Source organism: Magnetococcales bacterium, assembly GCA_015231925.1.
Lineage (GTDB): Bacteria > Pseudomonadota > Magnetococcia > Magnetococcales > JADGAQ01 > JADGAQ01.
Genome location: JADGAQ010000047.1, coordinates 1 through 25,092 on the forward strand (window position 1 = coordinate 1; position 25,092 = coordinate 25,092).

The following is a 25,092-nucleotide window of genomic DNA, read 5'->3' on the forward strand; positions in this document are numbered from 1 at the left end:
GGATTGCAACGCGGCCAGGGACCAAAAGATGGTGAATGTCAACACGCCCTAATCCAGCGACGCTTCGCGATGGTGGCCTTGTGAATGGGAACGCATCGCCTCCTGAATCAGGGCGATGATTTTATCCGACTGGGGGGGGGCTTCACCGTAAATCCAGTTTTCCTGTCCGGCATTGAAGACGAATTTGTCGTAAGCTCCGGTGAAAGGTCCCTCCGGTGGATCGATATCCAGTTTGCGACGGGTGAAAACCCGCACAAAATGGCTGCCCGGATTGATGCCAATGGCGAAACGACTTTCCCCTGTCGACAAAGAGAGGTAACATTTGTCCCGAACCCGGTCCTGAATGATACGACGGGTCAGGTCATCGAGGCGGGGGAGAAGGTCGGCATTTTCCAGTTCCTTGCGCAGGTGGCGGCAGAGGCGGCGGATGTCCTGAGCGGGAAAGTAAGCGCGATGGTTGCGGAATCGGGAACAGGTGCAGGTCAACATTTCCAGGTTGACCTGATACTGCCGATGTTCGGGGTCCGGTTTCCTTCGGCTGTTGCATTCGAGCGGCGGCAGTAGATAGGGCGGGTACATGGCGTTGAGTTTGGCATAACGTCTCTGCCTGGCTCTCGGGCGCAGGATGAAATGCACGATCAACAGCCAGGCCACGAAGAGACTGATAGCCGCAAATATAACCAGGGCAAAAGGTCCATAGTCAAATGTAATGCTTTGATTCATGGATTGGCTCGTTTTGCTCCCGGATCAAGGAGGTCAATAATTGTTTGACAGCTTCCCTGATAAATTGGGGGTTGTTTTGGAATCTATTATTGGTTCCTTGTTGGAGAGAAGATCTCCTGAACGGGGTCTATCATGGTGATGTCCATCCCAACTGGCAATGGTATTTATGGTGCGATGGCTAAAACGTTCCCTTTCCGGCTCGAATGGGTGATTGTCCTTCTTCTGCTCTGTTCCGCGTCAGCCGTGGCCGGGGAAGAGCAGTCGCTCTTGGAGCGTATTGATAAAGGTTTGTTTGAGAACGCAAATCAGGTCTATTTTCAGATCACCCATCGTCGGCCCGATGCTACCGTCGAGTCGGCCCGTTTTTTTTCGGCCTGGGACGACAAGGACGGGGCTCTGGTGATGGTGTTGAGTCCGGTAGGGGTGGCGGGGCGCGCGGTTTTGGCGCAGGGGCGTCAGGTGACGGTGCGTTTTCCCGGGGAGCAGGGCAGTCACCCGGGACGTTTCGCCGAAGCGATCTGGGGGGGGGTGCTTTCCCACTACGACCTGCTGCGTCATGGTTTCGCCCGAGATCATGAGATCGTTTCCATGGAGAAAAGCCGTGGTGACGAGGTGGTGCTGACCCTTAAGGCCAAATGGCCCGAAATGCCCTATGCCACCCTCCGGTTGACGGTGGATACCCGCCGCGGCGTACCCGTTGAGGAGCAGCAACTGCAGAAGGACGGCTCGCTGAGCAAAACCATCCTTTATCAGCTTTTCGAGACCTTTGACGGAGAGTCTCCCCGCATTGCCCGGATGGAGGCGATCAATGGGCTGAATCCGGGTTATCGTTCGCTTCTGGAGGTCGGGGCCGTGCGAAAGGAGTCGCTGCCGGCAGGAGCCTTTCAACCCAACGCCTTGGCCAATGTGGGCAAGTTCCTGAGTCCTTGAGCGACCCCATTGAAAAGTGGCCGCCAGCGAACCGCTTCGAGTTGACTTGGTGACTGGCTTCCCCCATGATGGCGGGATTTGGCATGATGTGATGGAATGAAGAAACCGGTGGAGGAGAGAAGCATTGAGCAAAGAGGATGTCATCGAAATGGAAGGGACGGTTCTGGAGAACCTGCCCAATGCCATGTTCAAAGTGGAACTGGAGAACAAACACGCCCTCCTATGTCACATCTCCGGTAGGATGCGCAAGCACTATATCCGCATTCTCCCGGGAGACAAAGTGACCGTCCAGATCACCCCCTACGATCTGAGCAAGGGACGTATCTCCTACCGTCACAAGTGATCGGCGTTTTTCCAGAATTGCCTTTCCGTTCCCAGTCCCTCCCGAAGCGAATCGGGTGCGGGGAGTGACGAAACGGAAGCTGGATAGTGTGTGAGCTCCCATGACCTACTCGGCAGCCGATATCGAGGTCCTCGAAGGGCTGGAGGCGGTACGTCGCCGTCCCGGCATGTACATCGGCGGAACGGATAGCCGTGCCCTGCATCATCTGGTGGCGGAAGTGTTGGATAACGCCATGGATGAGGCGGTGGCCGGCCATGCCAGTCGCATCCAGTTGACCCTGGAAGCCGACGGCTCCCTGACCGTGCAGGATAACGGGCGGGGTATTCCGGTGGAACCGCATCCCCGTTTTCCGGAACGCTCCGCTCTCGAAGTCGTTCTCACCATGTTGCATGCCGGCGGCAAGTTCAATAATCGCAGCTACAAGACGGCGGGTGGCCTTCATGGTGTTGGCGTGTCGGTGGTGAACGCCCTGTCCATCGCCACGGAAGTGGTGGTTGAACGGGACGGCCACGTCTGGAGCCAACGTTTTTCCAAGGGGCTTCCCGTGACCGGCCTGGTAAAACGGGAAACCACGCGCCGTCGGGGTACCCGCGTCACCTTTCTGCCCGATCCCGAGATCTTTCCCGAACCCCGGTTTCAATGGGAGCGCCTGCTGGAGATGTGCCGCTCCCGGGCCTACCTCAACCGGGGGGTGACCATTCTGGCCAATGCGCCGGCTCTGGGGGAGGAGCATCGTTTTCAGTTTCCCGGCGGGTTGAAGGATTTTGTTCAGGCCAGCAGTGGCGATCGGGAGAGTCTGGTTCCCGAGCCTTTCGAGGGTCGGCTGGATGCCTGTGGCGAAGATGGCGGTTGCCGGCTGGAATGGGCCGTGGCCTGGATGATGGGTGGCGAAGGCAAGGTGGTCTCCTATTGCAACACCATCCCCACCACCCAGGGCGGAACTCATGAAAGCGGTTTCCGCAGCGCCCTGCTGAAGGGGCTCAAGGAGTTTGCCGAAAGCCGCAATCTGCTGCCGCGCGGTGTGGGTCTCTCCTGGGAAGATCTGGAGTACGGTCTGATCGCCGTGGTCTCGCTGTTCATGCCCAATCCGCAGTTTGCCGGACAGACCAAGGAGAAGCTGACCAGCACCCATGTGGCGCGGCTGGTGGAAGTGGAGATCAAGGACCGCTTCGACCACTGGCTGCATGCCCGCACCGAACCGGCCCAAAAGCTGGTGGAAATGCTGGTCGAAAGGGCCAAACAACGGCTGCAGGACCGCAAGGTCGGTCTGGATACCATCAATCGCAAAGCGGCCACCACCCGCTTGACCCTGCCGGGGAAATTGACCGATTGCATTGCCAACAATCTGGAAGAATCGGAGCTGTTTCTGGTCGAGGGGGATTCCGCCGGAGGTTCCGCCAAACAGGCCCGCGACCGCCAGAGGCAGGCGGTGCTGCCCTTGCGGGGCAAGATCCTCAACGTGGAACAGGCCAATCAGGAACGACTCGGCAAAAACAGCGAACTGCAGGATCTGATCAAGGCCATCGGCACCGGAGCCGGGCGGTTGTACGATTCGAATCGTCTGCGTTACGGCAAGGTGATCATCATGACCGACGCCGATGTGGACGGAGCGCATATCGCCAGTCTGCTGCTGACCTTTTTCTATCGGTTCATGCCGCGTCTGATCGATGAAGGCCACCTCTACCTGGCCCAGCCCCCGCTGTACAAAATCACCGTCGGCAGCCGCAACTACTATGCCCTCGACGAGGTGGAACGGCAGGAGGTGATGCGCAAGCTGGGCCGCAGAGAAGAGAAAAATGCCGTAACCTCCCGTTTCAAAGGGTTGGGTGAAATGACTCCCGGTCAATTGCGGGAGACGACCATGCATCCGGCCAGTCGTCGCCTGGTCAAGGTGGTGGTCAAGGATGCGGCCCTGACGGACGATACCTGCGATCGCCTCATGGGCAATCGTCCCCAGGAGCGGTTCCGCTTCATCCAGGAGAGAGCCCATTTTTCCGTGGAGCAGCTCGATGTCTGACTGTCCGAGGAGGTGTATTCGGGGAGGGGTTTTGTGGCTGTTGACCTCTCTTTTGATGACTGGCACGGGTTGGACGGAGGGGAAGGACTATTTCCGCGAGGTGGCGGGCCGAACCTTGGCGGTCAACCCGAAGGTGGTGGCCTCTCAGGCCCGGTTGGACGTGGCCATGAAGCGGCAGGACCAGGCCGAGGCCGCCTTGCGGCCCAACATGACTTTCCAGGGACAGGCCAACCAGTTGCGTACCGAGTGGGATGGCGGAGTGCAGAAGACCCATCCCGATTCGGTCGAAGTGGCGCTTACTCAGGTACTCTTCAATCGGAAGGCTCTGGTCGGCCTGGAGCAGATCGCTCCGGTGATCGACGCGGCCCGTCAGGAGTACGAAGGGGCTTGCCAGAGTGTGTTGTACGAATTGGGCGAGGCGGCGATCGGCCTTCTGGAGGCGGTGGAGGTGGCGGCTTTGGCGCGCAGCAACCAGGAGGTGACCGGCAAGCATCTGGAAGCCACCAAGGCGCGTTTCGAGGTGGGCGAGTTGCCCCGCACCGATGTCAGCCGGGCTGAAGCGAGGCTGGCGAGCGCAAGGGCCGACCGCCTTAAAGCGGAGAACGAACAGGCCATTCGCCGGGCCAAATTCCGGGAAGTGGCGGGCGAGGAGGCGGCGCTGCCTTTTCGGCTGCCGCCCTGGAAACATGCGGTGCTGGAGCAGTCCCTGGAGGCGCTGTCTGCCGCTGTGGAAAGCCGGCCCGACGTCAAGGCCGCCGTGGCCCAGCTTGACGTGGCCCGACTGGAGGTGGAACTGTCCCGTTCGGACCATTACCCGGTGTTGACCTTGAACGGCAGCCGTTCCCGAACCTGGAATCTTGGCAGCCAAAGTACGCCGGGAACCCTCGACAAAACCAGCCTGGGTTTGGGGGTTTCGGTACCGCTCTATTCCGGAGGGCTGACGATGGCCCAGGTCGATCAGGAACAGGCCCGCTTCCGGGCCGCCCAAGCCGATCTGGATCGGGTGCGGCAGCAGGCCTTGCGGGAGATCGAGCAGGCATTTCACCAGTATCGCAACGCGATGGTGGTGGTGGATTCCCTTGTGGCCGGGGAGCGGGCGGCTCGGGATGCGGCGGACGGGGTGGCTCAGGAGTTCAAGGTGGGTACCCGCACCTCGCTGGATGTGCTGGATGCCCAGCATGAACTCTTCACCGCAGCGACCGATCTGACGCGCGGACGCTACAACGTGCTGGTTTCCAGCCTGCAATTGCTGCGGGCCTCCGGTGTGTTGACTCCCGGAATTCTGACAGTCGACGAAAACCAATAAGGATGGAGCAAAGACCATGATCGAACGGGTCAAGGCGGTTTTGGAGGGTATCCGGCCCTATCTGCAAAACGACGGGGGCGACGTGGAACTGGTCGAAGTGACCCCGGATAACGTGGTGCGAGTGCGCCTGAAAGGCCGTTGCGGTGGATGTCCGGGAGCGACCATGACCTTGAAAATGGGCATCGAGCGGACGCTGAAAGAGCATATTCCCCAGGTTCGTGCCGTGGAGAGCGTTCCCTGAGCGGATTCCGCTATCTGCCGTCTCCCCACGCCGACGACCGGCCCGCCGGAAGCCGGCTCGATCTGGTGGTGGTGCATGCCATTTCGCTGCCACCGGGGGAGTTTGCCGTACACCGGGTGGACGAGCTTTTCTTGGGTCGGTTGGATCCGGAGGCGCATCCCTATTTCCGGGAAATTGCCGGGCTGCGGGTTTCCGCGCATTTTTTGGTGGCGCGTTGCGGCGATGTCACCCAATATGTGCCGGTGCAGCGTCGGGCGTGGCATGCCGGTGCCAGTCAATGGCGTGGCCGCTCCTCCTGCAACGATTTTTCGGTGGGCATCGAGTTGTCCGGGGATGAGGTGACGCCCTTCACCCCGGCCCAGTATTTGACGCTGGCCCGCTTGCAGCGCACTCTGAAAAAGCGCCACCCCTCACTGCACGACGATCATGTGGCGGGGCATCAGCACATTGCACCGGGTCGGAAATGGGATCCGGGCCCCTGTTTCGACTGGGACTTTTTCAAGGAGTGTCTGGCCAAAGCCACGCCGGACGACCACTGGCCCATCGTGTGGAAGTGATTGATTTTACCGAAGGAGTCGAGGCCGTGCCACACCTTCATATCATCGGTATCTGCGGGACGGCCATGGCAGGTCTGGCAGCCCTGGCGCAAGAGGCGGGTTGGCGGGTGAGTGGTTCCGATGCCGGCATCTACCCTCCCATGAGTACCTTTCTGGAAGAGCGGGGCATTCATCTGCGGGAAGGTTATTCAAGCGCCAATCTGGAAGGCCCCCCGGACCTCGTGTTGGTCGGCAACGCCATTTCGCGCGGCAACGCCGAGTTGGAGGCCCTGCTCGATTCCGGCCTCTCCTTCCGCTCCGGGGCCGAGTGGCTCATGGCCAACGTTCTGGAGGGGCGCCATCCGGTAGTCGTCGCGGGAACCCATGGCAAGACCACCACCAGCAGCATCGTGGCTTGGGTACTGGATCAGGTCGGGATGAAACCGGGCTTCTTCATCGGCGGTCTGCCGAAGAACTTCGGCGTCGGCGTTCGCCATCCGGGGGCCTCTCCCTGGGTGGTGGTGGAAGGGGACGAGTACGATACGGCCTTTTTCGACAAACGACCCAAGTTTTTGCACTATCGGCCCCGCACCCTGATTCTGCATAACCTGGAATTCGACCATGCGGACATCTATCCCGACCTGGAATCGATCCGGCAGCAGTTTCGCCTGCTGGTGCGGACCGTGCCCCGTGGTGGGGTGGTCTTCCTGAACGGCGATGACAAGGTGCTGAACAGCCTGGTTCCGGAGGTGCGTTCCCGGCTGGTCTCCTATGGTTTGGAAGGGGATTATGCCTATACGGGCCGTATGGAGCGCGAGGATGGGCGGGAGTGGACCCTGTTGCAGGACGGGGAGCCGCTGTTTACCGTGCACTGGAACCTCACGGGACGCCACAACGTTTACAACGGCGTGGTGGCGGCGGCGGTGGCCCTGGTTCATGGAGCGGACGGGCAGCGGGTTCGGGACGGTTTGAGCACGTTTCAGGGGGTGGCCCGTCGCATGGATCGGCGCTTTGCCGTCGATGGAGTGGCCGTCTATGACGATTTTGCCCACCATCCCACCGCCATTCGCACCACTTTGGCCGGTTTGAAGGCTTCGGGAGAGTGTCGCCGGGTTTGGGCGGTGGTGGAGCCTCGCTCCAACACCATGCGTCGACGGGTGCATCAGGAGAGTCTGCCGGCGGCATTGGCCGAAGCGGACGGGGTGATCCTGGCCCGCCCCGGACAACGGGGGCTGGCTCCCGAGGAGGTGTTGGATGTCGATGCCGTGGTGGCGTCTCTCAACCGCCTCAAGTCCGGCAGCGCGGTGGTTGTCGATGATGCGGGAGGGGCCGTGGACCATTTGCAGCGCCATCTGACCTCCGGAGACGGGGTGCTGGTGATGAGCAACGGTGGTTTTGACGCCATATTTGAAAGATTGGAAACCATGTTACGCAGTCGCACGGCATGAAGGTGGCAGGAATGAAGGTCGAGGAGGGCAGCCTGGCCGGCAAATTTCTGGTGGCCATGCCGGGCCTCAAGGACCCCAATTTCGAGCGGGCGGTCATCTTCGTCTGCGCCCATTCCCCGGAGGGTGCCTTGGGACTGGTGATCAATCAACCCCATTCCATCTCGCTGGATGAGATTCTCGACCAGTTATGCCTTACCTGGGAGCGGTCGGAGCTGCCTCTGGTCTATCAGGGGGGGCCGGTTTCACCGGATCGGGGGTTTGTGCTTTTTGAAACCCCGGTGGAGATTCCAGGCCACATGGAGATTACGCCCGGACTTTTTCTGGGCACCAACCCGGATCTGTTGAAACATTTCGGTGAAGCGGACAATTCCAGCAAGTTTCTCTTTGTCCTGGGCTATGCGGGGTGGGGAGACGGTCAGCTGGAAACCGAACTGCGGGAGAACGTCTGGCTGATTGGCGACTTTGATCGCAGCATTGTTTTTGACCTGCCCCCCGCCATGCGTTGGACCAAAGCCATCCAGAGCATGGGTATCGACATCACCCAGTTGGTGGAAGCGGGAAGGGCCTTGAACTGAGCCCGTCTTGTTCATAAATTTCTGCTGCAGCCGGACCCGGATCGCGCCATGACGGCGTTGCGCCCGCTCGACGGTCCTCAGGGCCATGGGTGCGGTCGTCGGGGCGTCGCGTACCCTGGCCGGTTTCACGAGGAAATTTATGAATAAGACGGGCCGATGCCTGGCTTGAAAAGAAGTTACCCCAAGGCAACAGGGAGGGGTTGACAACCCCCCCAAGCTGCTATAGGATCCCCCGCACAATTTGGTACGGCTTCGCTTTGTGCCCAGGTGGCGGAATTGGTAGACGCGCTAGACTCAGGATCTAGTGGCCACACGGCTGTGGGAGTTCGACTCTCCCCTTGGGCACCACTTATTCGCAGATCACTCCTTGACCAGCCTTGTTCATCCGTCGCAAGCCCGGGCGTCCGAGCCACGGCTATCCTCTCGCTTCGTGGCGAAGGCTCATGTCACCCGAAACGTTCCCGAATCCGATCCCGAGTTTCGATTCAACCGACTCTGCAACTTCTCCGGATTGTTGGTGCCCGCGGCCGGGGTCGAACCGGCACGGCTGTAAGCCAACGGATTTTAAGTCCGTCGCGTCTGCCTGTTCCGCCACGCGGGCCAACACATCCGCCGCAAGACTAACCCGTTGGAGGAGCGATGTCCACGTCAGAAAAACAGGATTTTTCATGGGGACCGGCAACACGGGCGGTTCACTCCGGTCAATTTCGCAGCGAGCTGCATGAAAACAGTCCCGCGCTGTTTCTGACATCGAGCTACGCTTTCGACTCGGCAGCCCAGGCGGCAGCCATTTTCTCGGGTGCGCAGGAGGGGAATGTCTACAGTCGGTTCACCAATCCCAGCGTAACCGCCTTCGAAGAGCGCATCGCCGCCCTGGAAGGGGGCGAAAAGGGGCTGGCCACCGCCTCCGGCATGGCCGCCATTTCCCTGGTGCTGCTGGGCATGCTCTCCTCCGGGGATCATCTGGTCATGAGCCGTTCCGTCTTCGGATCGACCTCCAAGATTGCCAGTGACATTCTCAGCCGCTTCGGGATCACCACCACCAAGGTGGCCCTGTCCAATCCTCAGGCCTGGCGGGAGGCTGTCCGCGAGAATACCCGCATGCTTTTTGTGGAAACTCCGGCCAACCCCACCCTGGAAATGGTGGATTTGGCCGAGTTGGCCCGGCTGGCCAGGGAGAAGGGGCTCTGGCTGGTGGTGGACAACGTCTTTTCCACACCGATTTTGCAGCAGCCGCTGGCTTTGGGTGCCGATCTGGTCATTCATTCGGGAACCAAATATCTCGATGGGCAGGGTCGGGTGCTGGGAGGCGTGGTGGTGGGGCGCAAGGAGTTGATCATGAACCACCTCTTTCCCTTTCTGCGCAATACCGGCCCAAGCCTTTCCCCCTTCAACGCCTGGGTCTTGTTCAAGGGGATGGAAACCCTGGAACTGCGCATGCAGCGCCACTGCGACAACGCCGAAGCGGTGGCTCACGCCCTGGTGAGGCTGCTGCCGGAGGCCTCCGCCGTACACTATCCCGGTTTGCCGCACCATCCCCAGCACCAACTGGCCAAGGTTCAGATGAAACGCTTCGGTGGTATCGTCTGTCTGGATCTGGGCGACAAGGATCGGGCGCACGCTTTTATCGACGCTCTGCGCTTGTTCACCATCACGGCCAATCTGGGGGATTCCCGCAGTCTGGTGACCCACCCGGCCACCACGACCCACGGCAAACTCTCGGCGGGAGAGCGGCTCCAGGCGGGCATCGGGGAGGGGCTGGTGCGTTTGTCTCTGGGTCTGGAAGATGCGGCGGATCTGGTTGCCGACTTGCGCCAGGCTCTGGTGAACTGCGGAGCATGTGGATGAGAAGAGGAAAAAATGGTGCCGGGGGTCGGAGTCGAACCGACACGCTGTTGTCAGCGCCAGATTTTGAGTCTGGTGCGTCTACCGGTTTCGCCACCCCGGCACTTGTGAGGTTTATAGCAAAGGACCGACCGAGGGTCAACCTTTTGCGGGAGGAAGGGTAGACGATTGATGGGAATGGCATCTGCCGGGTTGCCGGTTCAGGGACCGGCGCCCGATTGGTTGCGAAAGGGAATGCTGGCTTTGGGGCTGGCGATTCTGTTTCGCGTGGCATTTTTTCTCTTTTTGATGGTTCATCCCCTCACCAACGAGTTGGGGGAGGCGATTTCCCCGTTGAACAAGACGGTGAAATCCGGCGATTTGAGCTTTTACGAGAGTACGAGCGCCTATTTCAAACAGGCATCCCTGGCGGATGTGGTGGCGCGGTATCAGGAGGTGGTGCGGCAGCTGGAGAAACCGATCCACCAGGTGAACTGGACCCTCTACTGGTTGAGCGGTCCGGTGTTTCCCGGTTTGTTGATCTTGTTTGATTATACCGACGGTCATTCCCTGCCGCTGGCCCTTTTTTATCTTTTTCTCAGTACCGTTCTGGCTGCAGGCTGGCTCGGGTGGTTGGCTCGACAAGGTATCGGGCTGCCCTGGCTGCTCTTTTTTGCCCTGTTGCCGGCTCCGGTCTGGTATATGGCCACGATCAGCACCGATGAGCTGTTCGCCGTTGTGTTTCTATTGTTTTATCTGGCCTATTTTGGCTCGGGGAGCCGTGGGGCGACTTCCCGTATCAAGGTGGATCATTCCCTCCTGGTGCTGATCCTGCTTGTTCTCATGGGATTGCTGCGTCCGAACAGTATATCTATTATTATCTTTGTTTTGCTGCATCAAGCCGTGACCCGAGTGGACCATAAGATTCTGTGCGGCTGGCAGTTTGCATTCATCGTCGTGCTGCTGGGGATGCTGGGTATCTACTATCTGCCCTACATCCTGGCGGCCTTGACCATCTCCACGACCAGTTCCATCTTCATCGTGTTCGGCCTGCCGCAGGAGGACTATTTCCATCCGGGACTGTTGCATTTTCTGCCGGACAGCCTGAATACGCTGCTCTCCCTGATGGTTCTGGGGTTGGCGAAAACCTGCTATTTCGTCGGCTTGAGACCCTCCTACAGCGGTCAGGATCTGCTGGTTGTACTGGTACGGGCCGCTCCGGGCCTGGTTCTGCTGCCGGGCCTGCTGCGCCTGCTGGTCAAGGGTGAAGGAGCCGTCAAGCTGCTGGTGCTCCTCTTCTACCTGCCGGTTCTGGTCGGACCGGCTCAGGATCGCTACAACCTGCCGATCCAACCGCTGCTCTTCTTCCACGGCGCACTTTTCTGGAGAGGCCTGTGGAACGATGCCCTTCGCCTAACCAAAGTGAATGCGTGATTCCAGATTGGCCCGGGAATCGGCGTGTTGCAGCGCCTCTTCCAGGGTGATCGCTCCCTCCTTGTAAAGAGTGTACAAGGCGGTATCGAAGGATTGCATGCCCAGATCCGTCGTGGTTGACAACACCTCCTTGACCTCTTCCACCTCTCCTTTGCCGATCAGTTCGGCGATCAGAGGGGAGTTGACCAGAACTTCCACCGCGGCCCGGCGTTTACCCTCCGCAGTGGAGACGAGACGTTGGGACAGAATGGCCCGGAGATATTGGGAAAGATCCTGAAACAACTGCTTGTGCAGATTCTGGGGGAACATGTTGATGATGCGGTTCATCGCCTGGTAGGCGTTGTTGGCGTGCAGCGTCGATACCGCCAGATGCCCGGTTCCCGCCAGTTCCAGCGCCGCTTCCATGGTCTCCCGATCCCGAATCTCCCCGATCAGAATGACATCCGGAGCCTCCCGCAGGGAACTTTTCAGCGCTCTGGCGTAACTGGGGGTGTCCACCCCGATCTCCCGTTGGTTGATGATCGATTTGCGATGGGGATGGATGAATTCGATGGGATCCTCGATGGTCAGAATATGTCCCGAGGTGGTGGCGTTGCGGTGATTGATCATGGCGGCCAGGGTGGTCGATTTCCCGGAACCGGTACCGCCCACCATCAGCAGCAGGCCCCGTTTGGAGAGGATCAACTCCTTGAGAATGTCCGGGACCTTCAGGTCGTCGATTTCGGGGATGCGCGCCCGGATGTAGCGCAACACCATGGCGGCATGGCCCTTTTGATGGAAGGCATTGACGCGGAAACGCCCTTCGCTGCCCAAAGAGATGGCGAAGTCGAGTTCCCGTTCGGTTTCAAAGCGATCCCTCTGCTCGGCATCCAGCACGCCGTACACGGCCTCCCGGACCGTCTCCGCCGAGAGGGGTTCGGTGCCGATGGAAGCCATTTTGCCGTCCAGTTTCATTTTGGGCGGGGCGTTGGGGGTGAAAAAGAGGTCGGAACCCCCTTTTTCGATCATCAATTTCAGGAAAGGGGTCAGATTCACCGGTGATTCCTTGTGGAAAGGGGAGTAGTCATGTCCATGGCGGCTGGTCCGCTTTGAGAAGTCATTGCAGGATAATATCCAGATAATCGGCGGCCTCGCGCACGAAGAAGGGGCGCAAATGGCCCGAATCCTTGTAAATCGGTGTGCCGTTCGCTGTGGTGGTCCGGCAGCCTTCGGGGGTACACAGAACCGGGAAAGGATCGATGACCAGGGTTCCCGTATCCCGGGCCAGGTCGATCATCCGGTGGCGCAGAGCCAGTTGGCTCTCCTTGGCGGGCACGCTCCGGAAGGCCTCCGATAGTCGGAGGGTGCCCGCCAAACGGTTGCCGATCAGACGGCCCGCCGGGCTGAAGTCGTTGCCCGCCGGGTTGTCGATCAATAGAAAGCGCTTTTTGTCCGCCGGAAAGGAGCGCAGGTAGCCTTCGAGCAGGCGAAGCGCCACCGAAACGCCCTCGGGGGTATTGAGGGGGAAGGATCCCCCGGCGTGATGCAAAAGGTAGGGGTTGTTGGCGTTGGCGTCGAGATAGAGATTCCAGGCGGCGCCGATGACAATGGTGGCGATTTCGGGGCGGGTGGCGTAAGCCATGGCCGCCCGGCGCAAATCGGGGCATTTGCTGCCGATCTCCGTCCCGATCGGCAGGGGCGGGCAGCCCCCGAAGGTGGCGAAGACCACCGATTGGCTCTCCTTGGAGGCATCGAGGATGTTGACGATACGTGGAGAATATTGTTCCAGGTGAGAATCCCCGATCAGCAGCACCGTCCGCTGCCCGCGACCGGTGCGGTGAAAGTTCTGCCCGGCAACGCGGAAGGGTTCGAGGTGACGGGGAAACTCCCAATCGCCGATGGCGGTGGTGATGGCGTCAAGCCCGCCGGTGTTGTTGCGGGGGGGGAGATGCCCGCTTGAGATCGGCAATGCAAGCAGGAAGAGGAGCCCCAGGGCGGCAACCAGGGGTTTGAAGGCCGACTCCCGGACGGCTTTGACCGGTTTTTCCAGGGCCAGATGGGTGATCAGGGCCAGAAGGCCGCTGATTCCCACCAGGAGGAGCCGGAAGCTGCCGGTGGTGCTGTTTTCGGTGAGGATGTTGGCGAAGCTCAGAATGGGCCAGTGCCAGAGATAGAGGGGATAGCTGATCAGTCCGATTCCGACTGCGACAGGGTGGCTCAACAGGGTTCGATTCAGCCAGGCCCGAGGACCGGCGGAGATCAGCAACAGGGCCCCCCCAACCGGAAGCATCACCCAGCCCCCAGGGAAAGGTCTTCTTTCATTGACCAGCAGGAGCGCGAGCAGAATCAGAACGGCGCCGAGAGTCGCCTGCAGATTGGGAAAGGGGTTATGCTTCCCGGTTCGATGTCGGGAGGAGTAGCCCGACAAACCGCCCGCCATCAGCTCGAACCAGCGGGAAAAGGGGCTGTAGTAGGCCGCGACGGGATCGGTGTAGGTGGCGTGAAGTGAGTAGAGAAACGAGCCCCCCGCCAGGAGAAGGGTCAGTCGGAACAGGCGTGCCGGCCCCTTCCACAGCAGTCCGAGCAGGATGGGCCAGACAATGTAGAACTGCTCCTCGATGCCCAGAGACCACAAGTGGAGCAGGGGTTTGCCGCTGGCGGCATTATCGAAATAGCCGGCCTCGCTCCAGAGGGCGAGGTTGGCCACGAAGGCGGAGCTTGCCGCGACATGCCGGCCCAGTTGAGCAAATTCATGGGGCAGCAGCACCAGCCAGCCAACGGCGGAGCAGGTGGCGATGACGGCGATCAGCGCCGGAAAAAGGCGCACGATGCGTCGTTTGTAAAATTCGGAGAAGCGGAAGCGATGCTCTTCAATCTGGCTGAAGAGGATGCGGCTGATGAGATATCCGGAGATCACGAAGAAGATATCGACGCCGACAAAGCCCCCTTCCACCCGGTGGGGAAAGGCATGGTAGGCGACCACGGCCAGCACGGCGATGGCGCGCAGGCCGTCGATATCCGGTCGATAGGCCAGGGATGGGCACTCTTCCGCATAAGGTGTCGTTCGGAAGAGACCACGACCTGTCAAAATGGACGTGTCGGGATCGGGGGATGTGGCAGGGTTTGCGGGAGACCTCTCCATAACCACCAATCCAGGGCTATTTCCGGATGTTGGGATCTTTTTCCACCAGATTCAGGCCCTTGACGGACTCTTTGAACTCCCTTTCCTTGCTCTCCTTGCCTTCGAGCTTGATGCGCAGACGGATTTCATTGGCGGAGTCGGCAAAGCGCAGGGCATCCTCGTAGGTAATGAGGTCGGCTTGATGCAGATCGAAGAGAGCCTGGTCGAAGGTCTGCATGCCCATCTCCCGCGACTTGCCCATGATCTCCTTGATGCCGTGGATTTCGCCCTTGAAAATCAGTTCGGAAATCAGCGGGGATTTGAGCAGGATTTCGATGGCGGCAACCCGCCCGCCACCCACCCGGGGCAGCAGCCTTTGGGAGATGATGGCCCGGATGTTGAGAGAGAGGTCCATCAGCAACTGTTGACGTTTTTCGGTGGGGAAGAGGTTGATGATGCGGTCCAGGGCCTGATTGGCGTTGTTGGCGTGCAGGGTGGAGAGGGCCAGATGCCCGGTTTCGGCGAAGTTGATGGCGTGTTCCATGGTCTCCCGGTCACGGACTTCGCCGATCAGGATCACGTCGGGCGCTTGCCGCAGGGTATTTTTCAGGGCTGCATGCCAGGAATCGGTATCCACCCCCACTTCCCGCTGGGTGATCAGGCAGTTGTTGTGGGGATGGACATACTCGATGGGGTCTTCGATGGTGATGATATGACCATGGCTGTTGCTGTTGCGGAATCCCAGCATGGCGGCCAGGGTGGTCGATTTGCCGGAACCCGTTCCGCCGACGACCAGCACGAGGCCGGTCTTGTTCATCACCACCTCTTTGAGAATGGGAGGCAGCCCCAGCGTGTCCAATTCGGGGATTTCGGTGGTGATGGTGCGCAGTACGATACCGACCCGTCCCTGCTGCAGGAAACAGTTGGCCCGGAAGCGACCGATACCGGGAGGCGAAATGGCGAAATTGCACTCCCTGGTGGCTTCGAACTCCTTCCACTGTTTGTCGTTCATGATGCTGCGGGCCAGGGTCTGGGTCTGACGGGGTGTCAGAAGATCGGCGGTCATGGGTGTCATTTTCCCATGCAGCTTGATGGCGGGGGGGAAGCCGGCGGTGATGAACAGATCGGATGCCCCCTGCTTAAGCATCACCCGCAGCAACTCCAGCATGAATTGGATGGCCTGATCGGTCTCCATGCGCATACCTCCGGCTGCAATCCTTTGGCGGATCGGTGGAAAATCAGTTGGGGGACGAGAGCAGCAGTCGGATATCGGGGTTCAGGGCCAGGCTGAAGTCGGTGGAGGCCAGGGTGGTGCGGTCCACGACCCGAATGACCTGCGCCGAGATGTAGACCCGGTTTTCCGCCACGGTATAGGTTCCGGCCAGAATGGCATGGGCGCGGTTTTTACCCTGAATCTCCTGGAGATCCCGGGAGAGGATGAACTCGCCGGAGTCCTTGCGCACAAAGAGATTTTTGCGCAGTTTGACTTCGGTGACGCCGAAGCCGCGTTGCGCGAACCGGGAGGAGATTTGTCGGGCCATCAGCCTGCCGAAAGCGGAGGTCTGGTCCAGATTGTCCTGATTGACGAAGCTGGCCGGAACCAGGGAGCCGAGGGGGTCCAGGCGTTCTCCCAGGTTGGCGAGCATGGCGTCGGCGGCTTTGTAGGCGGACTCCACCAGATCGGGATGGGGCCGGGTTTCCATGGGCTGGGAGATCAAGGGATAGGGGTCGGGGGCGTGGGGCGCCGTGCAGGCGCCCCCGATGAGCGAAAGCCCCGCCAGTCCCAGAAGCCGCAGGGAGTTGTTGAGCCTGGACATGGTCAGTGATCCACCACCGAAAGAGAGGAACCTTCACCCGTTTCGATCAGCAGATCCCTGGCGGTGGCGCCGATGGGAACCTTGGCGCTGATGGAAGCCAGAATCTGGCGATTGTCCACTTGGATGATGCGCGAGGTCAGGTAGAGCAGGCCCCGTGCCCGGGTGTAGTTGCCCACCACCACGGCGAAGGCCTTGTAGGCTTCCGCCAATTTTTCCACATCGCGGGAGAGGATGAACTCACCCTGTTTGGGTCGGATGGCCAACTCCTGACGCAGCTTGGCTTCCACGACCGCAAACCCTTGCTGGGTCATGCGGGTGGAGAGCTGGTCGGCGATCATCATGCCCAGTTCGGAGGAGGTCTCCAGGTCGCTCAGCGGCACGAAGGTGGTGACCAGGATCGGCTTGCGTCTGCTGAAGGCCGGGTGGTTCTTGCGCAGTTCGGCCACCAGGGCATCGGCGACGGAGTGGCTCATATGGATGAGATCCACTTCGTGCATGACCGGGTTGGGTGCCTGCTGCGCCGGCTGAATCGGGGGAGGTGGTGGCGGCGGCGGCGGAAACAGCGCCGTACATCCGGCCATCGTGGTCCCCAGGACCACCAGCAGAGGAAGGAGACCTGGTGCGTTCTTTCTCATGGGGATGTCGTCCCTGATTGCTAATTGAACATGTCCTTGTTGTTGGCCTTTTCGCGGGCGACCTCTTTGGAGACGACGCCTTGCTGGACAAGGTCTAGCAAACATTGTTCCAAAGTTTGCATGCCAATGCCGCGACCGGTCTGAATCGAGGAATACATCTGGGCGATTTTGTTCTCGCGGATCAGGTTGCGAATGGCCGGGGTGCCGATGAGGATTTCGTGGGCCGCGACGCGACCGCCGCCTTTTTTCTTGAGCAGGTTCTGGGCGATGATGGCGCGGATCGACTCGGAGAGCATGGCGCGAATCATCTCTTTTTCGGCGGCGGGGAAGACGTCGACGATACGGTCGATGGTTTTGGCCGCCGAGGTGGTGTGCAGCGTGCCGAAAACCAGATGGCCCGTTTCGGCGGCGGTGAGGGCCAGACGAATGGTTTCCAGATCCCGCATTTCACCGACCAGAATCACGTCGGGGTCTTCACGCAAGGCGGAGCGCAGGGCGTTGCTGAAGGAGTGGGTGTCGCGATGCACCTCGCGCTGGTTGATGAGGCACTTCTGCGGGGTATGCACGAATTCGATGGGATCCTCGATGGTGAGGATGTGGCCGTATTCGTTCTTGTTCTTGTAGTCGATCATGGCAGCCAGGGTGGTGGACTTACCCGAACCGGTGGGGCCGGTCACCAGCACGAGACCACGGGGCGTTTCGGCGAACTTCTTGAAGATTTCCGGGCAGTTGAGCTGCTCCAGGGAGATAATCTGGGAGGGAATGGTACGAAAGACCGCCCCGGCTCCCCGGTTCTGCATGAAGGCGTTGACGCGGAAGCGGGCCAGTTTGGGAACTTCGAAGGAGAAGTCGGCTTCGTGCTCCTCTTCGTAGCCCTTGCGCTGCTTGTCGTTCATGATGTCGTAGATCATGTCGTGGACCTGATCATGCTCCAGGGGGGGCAGATCGATACGACGAATGTCGCCGTCAACACGAATGGATGGCGGGACACCCGCCGAAAGATGCAGGTCGGAGGCTTTGTTCTGCACTCCGAAGGCCAGGAGTTCCGCAACATCCAGTTTTTTCGCCATGATGATTACCCTTTGGAAAGATCGGCATTCCCAGATTGTCATTTCCCATCCACACAAGGTATCCCACGCCGGGAGGGGTGGCAATGCTCTCCATGGAATCGGTGCGAGATTTCCTTGAATTGCATACGATAATCTGCGAGGTGGATTGTTGTCCAAGGATCGGAACTGCTATGCTTATGGCGTCGGAAGCAGAAGTTGCTTGGAAAACCAGCCCAGGAGACCCATGGATGACCCTTGACAAGAACAAGTCGCGGGCTTTGGACGCGGCCATTGCTCAGATCGAAAGACAGTGCGGTAAAGGCTCCATCATGCGCATGTCCTCGGACGCCCTGGTGGATGTGCCCGTGGTTTCCACCGGCAGCCTGGGGCTCGACATGGCGTTGGGGGTGGGTGGGCTTCCCCGGGGCCGGGTGGTGGAGATTTTCGGCCCGGAGGCTTCGGGTAAAACCACTCTGGCCTTGCACGTCGTTTCGGAGATCCAGAAACTGGGTGGCGTGGCCGCCTTCGTGGACGCGGAACACGCCCTCGACCCCCAGTATGCCCGTCGTCTGGGTGTCAACGTCGATGAACTGCTGATCTCCCAACCCGATACCGGCGAACAGGGCCTTGAAATCACCGATCTGCTGGTGCGCTCCGGCGCCGTGGATCTGGTGGTGGTGGACTCGGTGGCCGCCCTGACCCCCAAGGCGGAGTTGGAAGGGGAGATGGGGGACTCCCACATGGGGCTGCAGGCACGGCTCATGTCCCAGGCCTTGCGCAAACTGACCGGCAGCATTTCGCGTTCGAACTCCATCGTGCTGTTCATCAACCAGGTGCGCATGAAGATCGGCGTGATGTTCGGCAATCCCGAAACCACCACCGGTGGCAACGCCCTGAAGTTCTATGCCTCGGTACGACTGGACATCCGCCGCCTCAACGCCCTGAAGGAGAAGGAGGAGGTCGTCGGCTACCGCTGCAAGGTGAAGGTGGTGAAGAACAAACTGGCCCCTCCCTTCCGTCAGGCGGAGTTCGACATCCAGTTCGGTGAAGGCATCTCGCGTTTCGGGGAGATCCTGGATCTGGCGGTGGATGCCGGCCTGGTGGAAAAATCGGGTTCCTGGCACTCCTACAAGGGCGAGCGTATCGGTCAGGGGCGCGAGAACGCCAAGAAATACCTGGGGGAACATCCGGATCTGATGGGTGAACTGGACCGGATTCTGCGGGAACGCATGAAGAGCAAGGAAGCCAATTTTGTGCGTTCTTCCGCACCGGACGAGAGCGCGGAATAGAGGCGACAGGAGTTTTGAGCCGTGGCGGAAAGCGTTTCTTCCGTAGAGGAAGGCATTTTTCACGAGGAGTTGGAGCGGCGCTATCTGGCGTATGCCCTCTCCACCATCATCAGCCGCTCCCTTCCGGATGTGCGGGATGGCCTCAAACCCGTACACCGGCGCATTCTGTTCGCCATGGAGGCCTTGGGACTGGCGGCGAAGTCGCCGTTCAAGAAGTCGGCCCGGGTGGTGGGCGACGTCATCGGCAAGTTCCATCCCCACGGGGACCAGGCGGCTTACGACGCCATGGTGCGACTGGCCCAGGAGTTCGCCGCCCGCTATCCCCTGGTCGAAGGGCAGGGCAACTTCGGCAACGTGGACGGGGATTCGGCAGCCGCCATGCGCTACACCGAAGCCCGCCTGACCCGGGTGGCCGAGGCCCTTCTGGAAGGGTTGGACGAGGATTGCGTCGACTTCATCCCGACCTACGACGGCTCGTTGCAGGAGCCCCTGGTTTTGCCGGCGCGCTTCCCCAACCTGTTGGCCAATGGGGCGACCGGTATCGCCGTGGGCATGTCCACGGCCATTCCGCCCCACAATGTGGGGGAGATCCTGGAAGCCTGTCTGCACCTGCTGGATCACCCCGAAGCCAGCGTTCTCGACCTGATGCGCTTTGTTCCAGGCCCCGATTTCCCCACCGGCGGCGTTCTGGTTTCCGAGGAGGAGGATCTGCGCACCGCCTATCAGGAGGGCAGGGGATCGTTGCGGCTGCGGGCGCGCATCGAACGGGAGGAGCTGAAACGCGGGCAATGGCATCTGGTGGTGCGGGAGATCCCCTATCAGGTGCAAAAGGCGCGTTTGATCGAAAACATCGCCCGTCAGATCGTGGAGAAGAAGTGTCTCTTCCTGGAGGATATCCGGGACGAGTCGGACGAGACCCTGCGCATCGTGCTGGAGCCCCGCAATCGCAGCATCGACCCGGAACTGGTGCAGGCCTATCTGTTCAAGCACACCGATTTGGAAGTGCGGATTCCGGTCAACTTCAACGTGATCACGGCGGCCACCCGGCCCGAAGTGATGGATCTCAAGGGCCTGCTGATGGCCTGGCTGGATCACCGCTTCCAGGTGCAAACCCGTCGGGATTCCCACGAACTGGCCAAACTCCGGGAGCGGTTGCATCTGCTGGCGGCCTACCTGCTGGTTCACCTCAACATCGACGAGGTGATTGCCATCATCAAGGAGAGCGAGGATCCGGCGCCGCGTCTCATGGAGCGTTTCGGGCTCGACGCCGGCCAGGCGGAGGCCATTCTCAATCTGCGGCTGCGGGCCTTGCGGCGCCTGGAAGAGATGCTGATCCGCCAGGAGATGGCCCAGAAGGAAGAGCGGGCCCGGGAGCTGGAAGGGCGTTTGGCGGATGAAGTACGCATGTGGAATGTGATCCGCCTGGATCTGAAGCAGACCAAGGAATCCTTCGCCGATGCCCGTCGGACCCGCATCGAGGTGGCCGTGACCCAGGTGGAGCTGAAGCCGGCGGATCTGGTGGATCGGGAGCCGGTGACGCTGATCTTGTCGGACAAGGGGTGGGTGCGTCTGCTCAAGGGCCACGACGATCTGGATCCCCAGAAGCTGCGTTTCAAGGGGGACGATCAACTGTCGCTGATGGTGCGCACCCATGCCCACCGCACGGTGACGTGGGTCATGGCTTCGGGAAGGGTCTATTCGTTGATGGCGGACCGAATCGATTCGGCCAAGCGGACCGGCGAGCCGTTGACCATGTTTTTCGACCTCGAACCGGAGGATCCGGTGGCCTGGATGATGGAGGTCGACGAGGAGAAGGAGTATTTCATCAGCACCGAACTGGGGCAGGGCATGCGGCTTCAGGGGGTTCATCTGGTGTCCAATCAGCGGAAGGGGAAGCAGTTGTTCAGTTGGAATCCGGGGGATCGCCTGCTGCACATCCTGCCGGTTTCCGGGGACCATGTGGCCTGCATTCACAGTGGCCGGCGGCTGCTGGTCTGTCCTCTGGAGACCTTCCCCAAGGCTTCGGGAGGCAAGGGGGTGCGCATCTGCCGACTCAACAAGGGCGAGGTGGTGGTGGATGTTACCACCTTTGAGGTGGAGAAGGGGGTACACCTTGACTCCGGCAAGAGACAGAAGCATATTCTGCCGCTGGATCCCTGGCTGGGAGCGCGCGGCGGACGGGGTGCGGTACTGCCCCACGGCTTCCTGGGCGGGGCGGTGTTTCCGGGTACGGGAGTCGTTCCGAGGGCGGTTCGGCAAGGCGACCTGTTTTATGGAGAGCTGGCCTGATGGACTAAAAATCAAATGAGTTCTACATATATTAACTGGTCAATATTCGAAATTGGGCTTGAAAATTTTTCAATCAGATCGAATATTCGCATTTTTTGACTTGCAATCACACTAAGTGCCGTATAACATGCCAACCCATTGTGGAGGCTGGGGAAGGAATAGCGGTGTTTTACCTCCCTGTCGTCCGAGTTGACGCGGAAGCTTTCAAGAGGGGTGAATCCGGGGACGGATCGCTCCCGATGTGGCCGAGCCCCGCTCAGGAAGAGGGGATGTGCGTCTAAATCTTCTTTATTTCGCAATGATCTGAAGAACGCGAAGGAGTTTTTTCACATGAAGCAGTGGGGGATGAACACAATGATGAAGCGCATGACCCTTCTTTCCTTGGCTGGCGCCGTGACTGTAGCCATGGCCGGTTGCGGCGGTGGCGGCAGCAGCAGCAGCTCCAGCACCATCTCCGGGACCGCGGTCAAAGGCCCTCTGAAGAGCGCCGCGATCAGCTACAAGGGATCTTCGACGGGTTCCTCGACCAGCACCACCGGTACCTACAGCCTGGCCATCTCCACCCCGTCCGTCGCCGAGGAGTTGACCTTCTCCGCGAGTGGCGCCACGGACAACTTCACCGGGACCACCCCGAGCTTTGACCTCAGCACCATCGTGACGTCGACCTCGGCTGCCTCCGGTGTTGTCAACGCCAACCCCCTGACCACCATTCTGGCTGCCGGCCTCAAGGCTGCTGCCGGTGGTACCCTCTCCGGGTTGACCTCCAGCACCCTGACCTCCAACTACAACGCCGTCAAGACCGGTGTGCTCTCCTCCTTCGGCCTCGGCGCCGGTGACATCAGCGGGTTCGACCCGGTCACCAGCAACGTGCGTGCCCTGAGCTCCACCAATGCGGCCAAGCTCTCCATGGCCATGGAACTCCTGGCCGAGTCCATCCGCGATGCGGTGGATGCCTCCACCAGCTCCGGCACCAACAAGACCGCTTCCCAAATCATCAGCGCCCTGGGTGATGAGCTCAAGGACGGTTCGATGAACTACAATATCACCACCTCTGGCGCCCAACAGTTGGTTCTGGCTGTCCAGGCCGCTGTCGCCATGAACGTGGCCAATCTGCTGCAAGGCACCCTGACCTTCGCCAACAGCAAGACCTTGACCGATCTGAACTCGGCCTTCTCCGGCGTCTTCACCTCCTCCGGGACCTCCCTGGATACCGTGAACGCCGCCTTCGCCGCCGCCAGCAGCGATTTCCTCCAGGTTGCCAAGACCAACATGGTGGCCTACGCCGCCACCCTGAGTGGTACTGCGGCGACCGACTGGAATAATCTGGCCAATGCCGTGGATCTCATGAAGACCACCAAGTCGACCTCGACCTGGAGTTCGGCTGCCGCTGCTCTGACCACGCCCATCAGCAGCTTGGCCACGGCCACCGCCCTCAAGACGGTGACCTCTCTGTCTGACTCCGCTGCTGCCGCTGCCGCCTCCTCGGCTGCTACTGCGGTTGCCGCTGCCACCAGCTTCAAGGTGACCAAGAGCTCCATCTACGTCGTCGATGGCGATGGTTCCACCAAGACGCCTACGTCCGCCACGGTCTCCTCTTCCGTGTTGACGGCCAACCTGAACAGCAGCAACACCCTGAGCGCTTCCAACCTCAGCAGCCTGGCGGCCACCTCGCCCTCCGGCACGGTGCCCCGTATCGTCTTCACCTTGACCTCCATGCCCGTCGGTACCGGTACCGCTACCGTCACCATGTTGCTCAAGGATGGTACCTCGGCGACCCGTTCCACCGGTCAGCGTTATATCCAGGTCTCCTACGATGTCAACTGGAGCTCCACGGGTTCCGAGCTGACCCTGACCCTCCCGGCCAGCGGTTCCGCCACCGTGACCTACTACAAGAAGGGTGACTCCTCTGCCTCCACCACCACGGTGAGCAACAAGGATGCCGACAACCTTCTGGTCACCTCCACGTCGACCAACCAGAGCGCTGGTGCCACCTCCATCAAGGGTGCCATCGGAACCCTCATGAGCCATGCCACCCTGGGTGCTTCCCTGGATGCCACGGCCGCTGCGGGTGACTACTTCTATCAATTCGGGTTCAGCGGCTTCAACCTGATTGATGATGCGAACAGCAGCTTCACCACCATCCAGGGTACCTTCACGGCCAAGTGATGAGCCGGATCGGTTCCTGGTAGTTTTGTAACAAGAAGGCGGCGTACCATCACATGGTACGCCGCTTTTTTGCGTAAAAAGCACGATGCTCCTTTGAGAAATAAGGTGGAACATGGTTGACGAGGAGATGCTCGACGATGACTCCGGGTTGGGTGAAGGCAATCTGACCTCGGCAACATGGACAATCAAAAATATTGAAAACGAAGTTCGTGTTGCGGCCAAACTCGCTGCAAAGCGGGAAGGGAAAACGATTTATGCCTGGGTCAATCAGGTTCTTCGGGAGGGGGCCATCCGCACCCTGAAACCACAGGAGACCATGCCGACCCAACCGCTGAAGGATCTGGACTCCTTGAGGCAGGATGTAATGAACTTGAAGGGAGAAATCCAGAACCTGGTCCGTGAGGAAATGGCCAAGGGACTGGAACCTCTGCTTGGAAGGTACCTGCCTGCAAAGGAAAAAGCGCCAAAACAGTCTGCCAAGGCAAAAAGCCGTCAGAAAAAGGGGGCAAAACGGAAGAAAAAGTAGGAACCTGCGGGATAGGGTGGCGGGCTTCCGGAAGCCCACGGGGAAAATCCACGGTGGCCGGCCCCCATTACCCCTCACGGCTGTCTTTTAACGTTATTGCCGATATATGAGTTGAACATGGAAGAATTGCTGCATGCCACGGATCGCAATGGTCGGTATGTCAAGACGGCCAATCGCTCGGAACTTCTAGCGGAAATTCGGGACTATTCCAGGGCGCATGGCGATGCACCTTTGGCGGTTCCCGTGGTGCATATCATGCTCACCGGGTCGGATGGCCGGGTTCGATTGGTGCAGCGAGGGGCCAAACCGGAGAATCCGCTGATGTGGGACAAGACGGTCGGAGGGCATGTGGTCACAGAGAGTTGGCCCATTGACCGGAATGCCTTTCATGAGAATGCCAGGAAGGAGTTGCAGGAAGAGGTTGGCATTCACCAGATTGTTCTGGCAGAGGATCCAGTTCAGTATCGGCTGCTGAGCCGAGAGGGTTCGGTGGATTTTCGGGAAAAGGCCTTGTTGCGCATGGTGGACTATGAGCCATGGCAGGGCAGCGTCAGTCGGGTCAAAAACGGGGAGTCCTGGTTGAAGCGGCACAATGTGGCATCGTATGTGGGAATATTTGACGGGCCGTTTCAGTTTTTGGATGGAGAGGCCTTGGCGACCCGCGCTATGGAAAAGGGGGAGCTGATGATTGCACTCAAGGAAAAGCCATGGTGTTATGCAGACGGATTGCGGGTATTTATGGACAGATATTATTATTTTTTATGAGGTTGCCCGGGTTGGGTTAGGGCGTGTTATTCCATTTCTGTTTCATTCGTTCATTAATACGGGGGTCCGGGGGCGATTA

At 59.9% G+C, this 25,092-nt stretch carries 22 protein-coding genes and 3 tRNA genes; 16 read left to right on the forward strand and 9 right to left on the reverse strand.

Annotation, left to right across the window (positions count from 1 at the left end):
• Positions 1 to 48: 48 nt before the first annotated feature.
• Positions 49 to 723 carry a hypothetical protein gene (locus tag HQL56_07340; protein MBF0309325.1) on the reverse strand — a complete coding sequence of 225 codons (675 nt, stop codon included), beginning with the start codon at positions 721 to 723 and terminating at the stop codon, positions 49 to 51.
• Between the two features lie 174 nt (positions 724 to 897).
• Between HQL56_07340 and HQL56_07345 the strand changes: the two genes are divergently transcribed.
• From HQL56_07345 to HQL56_07385, 9 genes are all read left to right on the forward strand, one after another.
• On the forward strand, positions 898 to 1,653 hold the full coding sequence (locus HQL56_07345) for an outer membrane lipoprotein-sorting protein (protein ID MBF0309326.1): 756 nt from the start codon (positions 898 to 900) through the stop codon (positions 1,651 to 1,653).
• 124 nt (positions 1,654 to 1,777) lie between these two features.
• On the forward strand, positions 1,778 to 1,996 hold the full coding sequence (gene infA, locus HQL56_07350; GenBank protein MBF0309327.1) for a translation initiation factor IF-1: 219 nt from the start codon (positions 1,778 to 1,780) through the stop codon (positions 1,994 to 1,996).
• Between the two features lie 100 nt (positions 1,997 to 2,096).
• On the forward strand, positions 2,097 to 4,013 hold the full coding sequence (gene parE / locus HQL56_07355) for a DNA topoisomerase IV subunit B (GenBank protein MBF0309328.1): 1,917 nt from the start codon (positions 2,097 to 2,099) through the stop codon (positions 4,011 to 4,013).
• The gene (locus HQL56_07360; GenBank protein MBF0309329.1) at positions 4,006 to 5,319 is read left to right on the forward strand and encodes a TolC family outer membrane protein; all 1,314 of its coding nucleotides are present in this window, start codon (positions 4,006 to 4,008) and stop codon (positions 5,317 to 5,319) included. Before parE ends, HQL56_07360 begins: the two co-directional genes overlap by 8 nt.
• 16 nt (positions 5,320 to 5,335) lie before the next feature.
• Positions 5,336 to 5,560: a NifU family protein gene (locus HQL56_07365; protein ID MBF0309330.1), complete on the forward strand. Its 225-nt coding sequence runs from the start codon at positions 5,336 to 5,338 to the stop codon at positions 5,558 to 5,560.
• Positions 5,467 to 6,117: a 1,6-anhydro-N-acetylmuramyl-L-alanine amidase AmpD gene (gene ampD / locus HQL56_07370; protein MBF0309331.1), complete on the forward strand. Its 651-nt coding sequence runs from the start codon at positions 5,467 to 5,469 to the stop codon at positions 6,115 to 6,117. The genes HQL56_07365 and ampD overlap by 94 nt, the downstream gene beginning before the upstream one ends.
• Complete coding sequence (gene mpl / locus HQL56_07375; GenBank protein MBF0309332.1) at positions 6,024 to 7,544, forward strand: UDP-N-acetylmuramate:L-alanyl-gamma-D-glutamyl-meso-diaminopimelate ligase; 1,521 nt, start codon at positions 6,024 to 6,026, stop codon at positions 7,542 to 7,544. The genes ampD and mpl overlap by 94 nt, the downstream gene beginning before the upstream one ends.
• An 11-nt stretch (positions 7,545 to 7,555) precedes the next feature.
• On the forward strand, positions 7,556 to 8,119 hold the full coding sequence (locus HQL56_07380) for a YqgE/AlgH family protein (protein ID MBF0309333.1): 564 nt from the start codon (positions 7,556 to 7,558) through the stop codon (positions 8,117 to 8,119).
• Positions 8,120 to 8,380: 261 nt separating this feature from the next.
• Positions 8,381 to 8,467: transfer RNA gene (locus tag HQL56_07385), tRNA-Leu, on the forward strand.
• Between the two features lie 167 nt (positions 8,468 to 8,634).
• On the opposite strand, the gene HQL56_07390 is transcribed toward HQL56_07385, so the two are convergent.
• Positions 8,635 to 8,720 (reverse strand) — tRNA-Leu (locus HQL56_07390).
• 38 nt (positions 8,721 to 8,758) lie between these two features.
• Here HQL56_07390 and HQL56_07395 point away from each other — a divergent pair.
• Complete coding sequence (locus HQL56_07395) at positions 8,759 to 9,967, forward strand: O-succinylhomoserine sulfhydrylase (GenBank protein MBF0309334.1); 1,209 nt, start codon at positions 8,759 to 8,761, stop codon at positions 9,965 to 9,967.
• 13 nt (positions 9,968 to 9,980) lie between these two features.
• Here the strand turns inward: HQL56_07395 and HQL56_07400 are convergent.
• Positions 9,981 to 10,067, reverse strand: a tRNA-Leu gene (locus HQL56_07400).
• Between the two features lie 68 nt (positions 10,068 to 10,135).
• Here HQL56_07400 and HQL56_07405 point away from each other — a divergent pair.
• Positions 10,136 to 11,377 carry a hypothetical protein gene (locus HQL56_07405; GenBank protein ID MBF0309335.1) on the forward strand — a complete coding sequence of 414 codons (1,242 nt, stop codon included), beginning with the start codon at positions 10,136 to 10,138 and terminating at the stop codon, positions 11,375 to 11,377.
• On the opposite strand, the gene HQL56_07410 is transcribed toward HQL56_07405, so the two are convergent.
• The 6 genes from HQL56_07410 to HQL56_07435 form a co-directional block, all read right to left on the reverse strand.
• A complete protein-coding gene (locus tag HQL56_07410; GenBank protein ID MBF0309336.1) occupies positions 11,357 to 12,412 on the reverse strand; it encodes a PilT/PilU family type 4a pilus ATPase in 1,056 nt (351 codons plus the stop codon). The genes HQL56_07405 and HQL56_07410 overlap by 21 nt on opposite strands.
• 61 nt (positions 12,413 to 12,473) lie before the next feature.
• Positions 12,474 to 14,498 carry an acyltransferase gene (locus tag HQL56_07415; GenBank protein MBF0309337.1) on the reverse strand — a complete coding sequence of 675 codons (2,025 nt, stop codon included), beginning with the start codon at positions 14,496 to 14,498 and terminating at the stop codon, positions 12,474 to 12,476.
• A gap of 16 nt (positions 14,499 to 14,514) precedes the next feature.
• On the reverse strand, positions 14,515 to 15,672 hold the full coding sequence (locus tag HQL56_07420; GenBank protein MBF0309338.1) for a PilT/PilU family type 4a pilus ATPase: 1,158 nt from the start codon (positions 15,670 to 15,672) through the stop codon (positions 14,515 to 14,517).
• A 43-nt stretch (positions 15,673 to 15,715) separates the two neighbouring features.
• Positions 15,716 to 16,294, reverse strand: a complete 579-nt coding sequence (locus HQL56_07425; GenBank protein MBF0309339.1) for a hypothetical protein — start codon at positions 16,292 to 16,294, stop codon at positions 15,716 to 15,718.
• A gap of 2 nt (positions 16,295 to 16,296) precedes the next feature.
• Positions 16,297 to 16,929: a hypothetical protein gene (locus HQL56_07430; GenBank protein MBF0309340.1), complete on the reverse strand. Its 633-nt coding sequence runs from the start codon at positions 16,927 to 16,929 to the stop codon at positions 16,297 to 16,299.
• A gap of 20 nt (positions 16,930 to 16,949) precedes the next feature.
• Positions 16,950 to 17,987, reverse strand: a complete 1,038-nt coding sequence (locus HQL56_07435) for a type IV pilus twitching motility protein PilT (protein MBF0309341.1) — start codon at positions 17,985 to 17,987, stop codon at positions 16,950 to 16,952.
• A gap of 239 nt (positions 17,988 to 18,226) precedes the next feature.
• On the opposite strand from HQL56_07435, the gene recA reads away from it, so the two are divergent.
• The 5 genes from recA (at position 18,227) to HQL56_07460 (ending at position 25,013) form a co-directional block, all read left to right on the forward strand.
• Positions 18,227 to 19,267, forward strand: a complete 1,041-nt coding sequence (recA, locus tag HQL56_07440; protein MBF0309342.1) for a recombinase RecA — start codon at positions 18,227 to 18,229, stop codon at positions 19,265 to 19,267.
• A gap of 21 nt (positions 19,268 to 19,288) precedes the next feature.
• Complete coding sequence (gene parC / locus HQL56_07445; GenBank protein ID MBF0309343.1) at positions 19,289 to 21,556, forward strand: DNA topoisomerase IV subunit A; 2,268 nt, start codon at positions 19,289 to 19,291, stop codon at positions 21,554 to 21,556.
• A gap of 330 nt (positions 21,557 to 21,886) precedes the next feature.
• Positions 21,887 to 23,722 (forward strand): hypothetical protein, encoded by a 1,836-nt coding sequence (locus HQL56_07450; GenBank protein ID MBF0309344.1) that lies wholly within the window; start codon positions 21,887 to 21,889, stop codon positions 23,720 to 23,722.
• A gap of 112 nt (positions 23,723 to 23,834) precedes the next feature.
• Positions 23,835 to 24,248, forward strand: coding sequence for a hypothetical protein (locus HQL56_07455; protein ID MBF0309345.1), 414 nt, complete (start codon positions 23,835 to 23,837; stop codon positions 24,246 to 24,248).
• 117 nt (positions 24,249 to 24,365) lie between these two features.
• A complete protein-coding gene (locus HQL56_07460) occupies positions 24,366 to 25,013 on the forward strand; it encodes an NUDIX domain-containing protein (protein MBF0309346.1) in 648 nt (215 codons plus the stop codon).
• Positions 25,014 to 25,092: the final 79 nt, after the last annotated feature.

Bases quoted from the DNA above. Each gene is read 5' to 3' on its own strand.
- HQL56_07345 (MBF0309326.1), top strand. From the start codon at position 898: ATGGCTAAAACGTTCCCTTTCCGGCTCGAATGGGTGATTGTCCTTCTT.
- HQL56_07420 (MBF0309338.1), bottom strand. From the start codon at position 15,672: ATGGAGACCGATCAGGCCATCCAATTCATGCTGGAGTTGCTGCGGGTG.
- HQL56_07360 (MBF0309329.1), top strand. From the start codon at position 4,006: ATGTCTGACTGTCCGAGGAGGTGTATTCGGGGAGGGGTTTTGTGGCTG.
- HQL56_07450 (MBF0309344.1), top strand. From the start codon at position 21,887: ATGAAGCAGTGGGGGATGAACACAATGATGAAGCGCATGACCCTTCTT.
- HQL56_07460 (MBF0309346.1), top strand. From the start codon at position 24,366: ATGGAAGAATTGCTGCATGCCACGGATCGCAATGGTCGGTATGTCAAG.
- HQL56_07415 (MBF0309337.1), bottom strand. From the start codon at position 14,498: ATGGAGAGGTCTCCCGCAAACCCTGCCACATCCCCCGATCCCGACACG.
- HQL56_07430 (MBF0309340.1), bottom strand. From the start codon at position 16,929: ATGAGAAAGAACGCACCAGGTCTCCTTCCTCTGCTGGTGGTCCTGGGG.
- ampD (MBF0309331.1), top strand. From the start codon at position 5,467: ATGTCCGGGAGCGACCATGACCTTGAAAATGGGCATCGAGCGGACGCT.
- HQL56_07455 (MBF0309345.1), top strand. From the start codon at position 23,835: ATGGTTGACGAGGAGATGCTCGACGATGACTCCGGGTTGGGTGAAGGC.
- mpl (MBF0309332.1), top strand. From the start codon at position 6,024: ATGGGATCCGGGCCCCTGTTTCGACTGGGACTTTTTCAAGGAGTGTCT.
- recA (MBF0309342.1), top strand. From the start codon at position 18,227: ATGACCCTTGACAAGAACAAGTCGCGGGCTTTGGACGCGGCCATTGCT.
- parE (MBF0309328.1), top strand. From the start codon at position 2,097: ATGACCTACTCGGCAGCCGATATCGAGGTCCTCGAAGGGCTGGAGGCG.
- HQL56_07425 (MBF0309339.1), bottom strand. From the start codon at position 16,294: ATGTCCAGGCTCAACAACTCCCTGCGGCTTCTGGGACTGGCGGGGCTT.
- HQL56_07395 (MBF0309334.1), top strand. From the start codon at position 8,759: ATGTCCACGTCAGAAAAACAGGATTTTTCATGGGGACCGGCAACACGG.
- HQL56_07405 (MBF0309335.1), top strand. From the start codon at position 10,136: ATGGGAATGGCATCTGCCGGGTTGCCGGTTCAGGGACCGGCGCCCGAT.
- HQL56_07340 (MBF0309325.1), bottom strand. From the start codon at position 723: ATGAATCAAAGCATTACATTTGACTATGGACCTTTTGCCCTGGTTATA.
- HQL56_07380 (MBF0309333.1), top strand. From the start codon at position 7,556: ATGAAGGTCGAGGAGGGCAGCCTGGCCGGCAAATTTCTGGTGGCCATG.
- HQL56_07365 (MBF0309330.1), top strand. From the start codon at position 5,336: ATGATCGAACGGGTCAAGGCGGTTTTGGAGGGTATCCGGCCCTATCTG.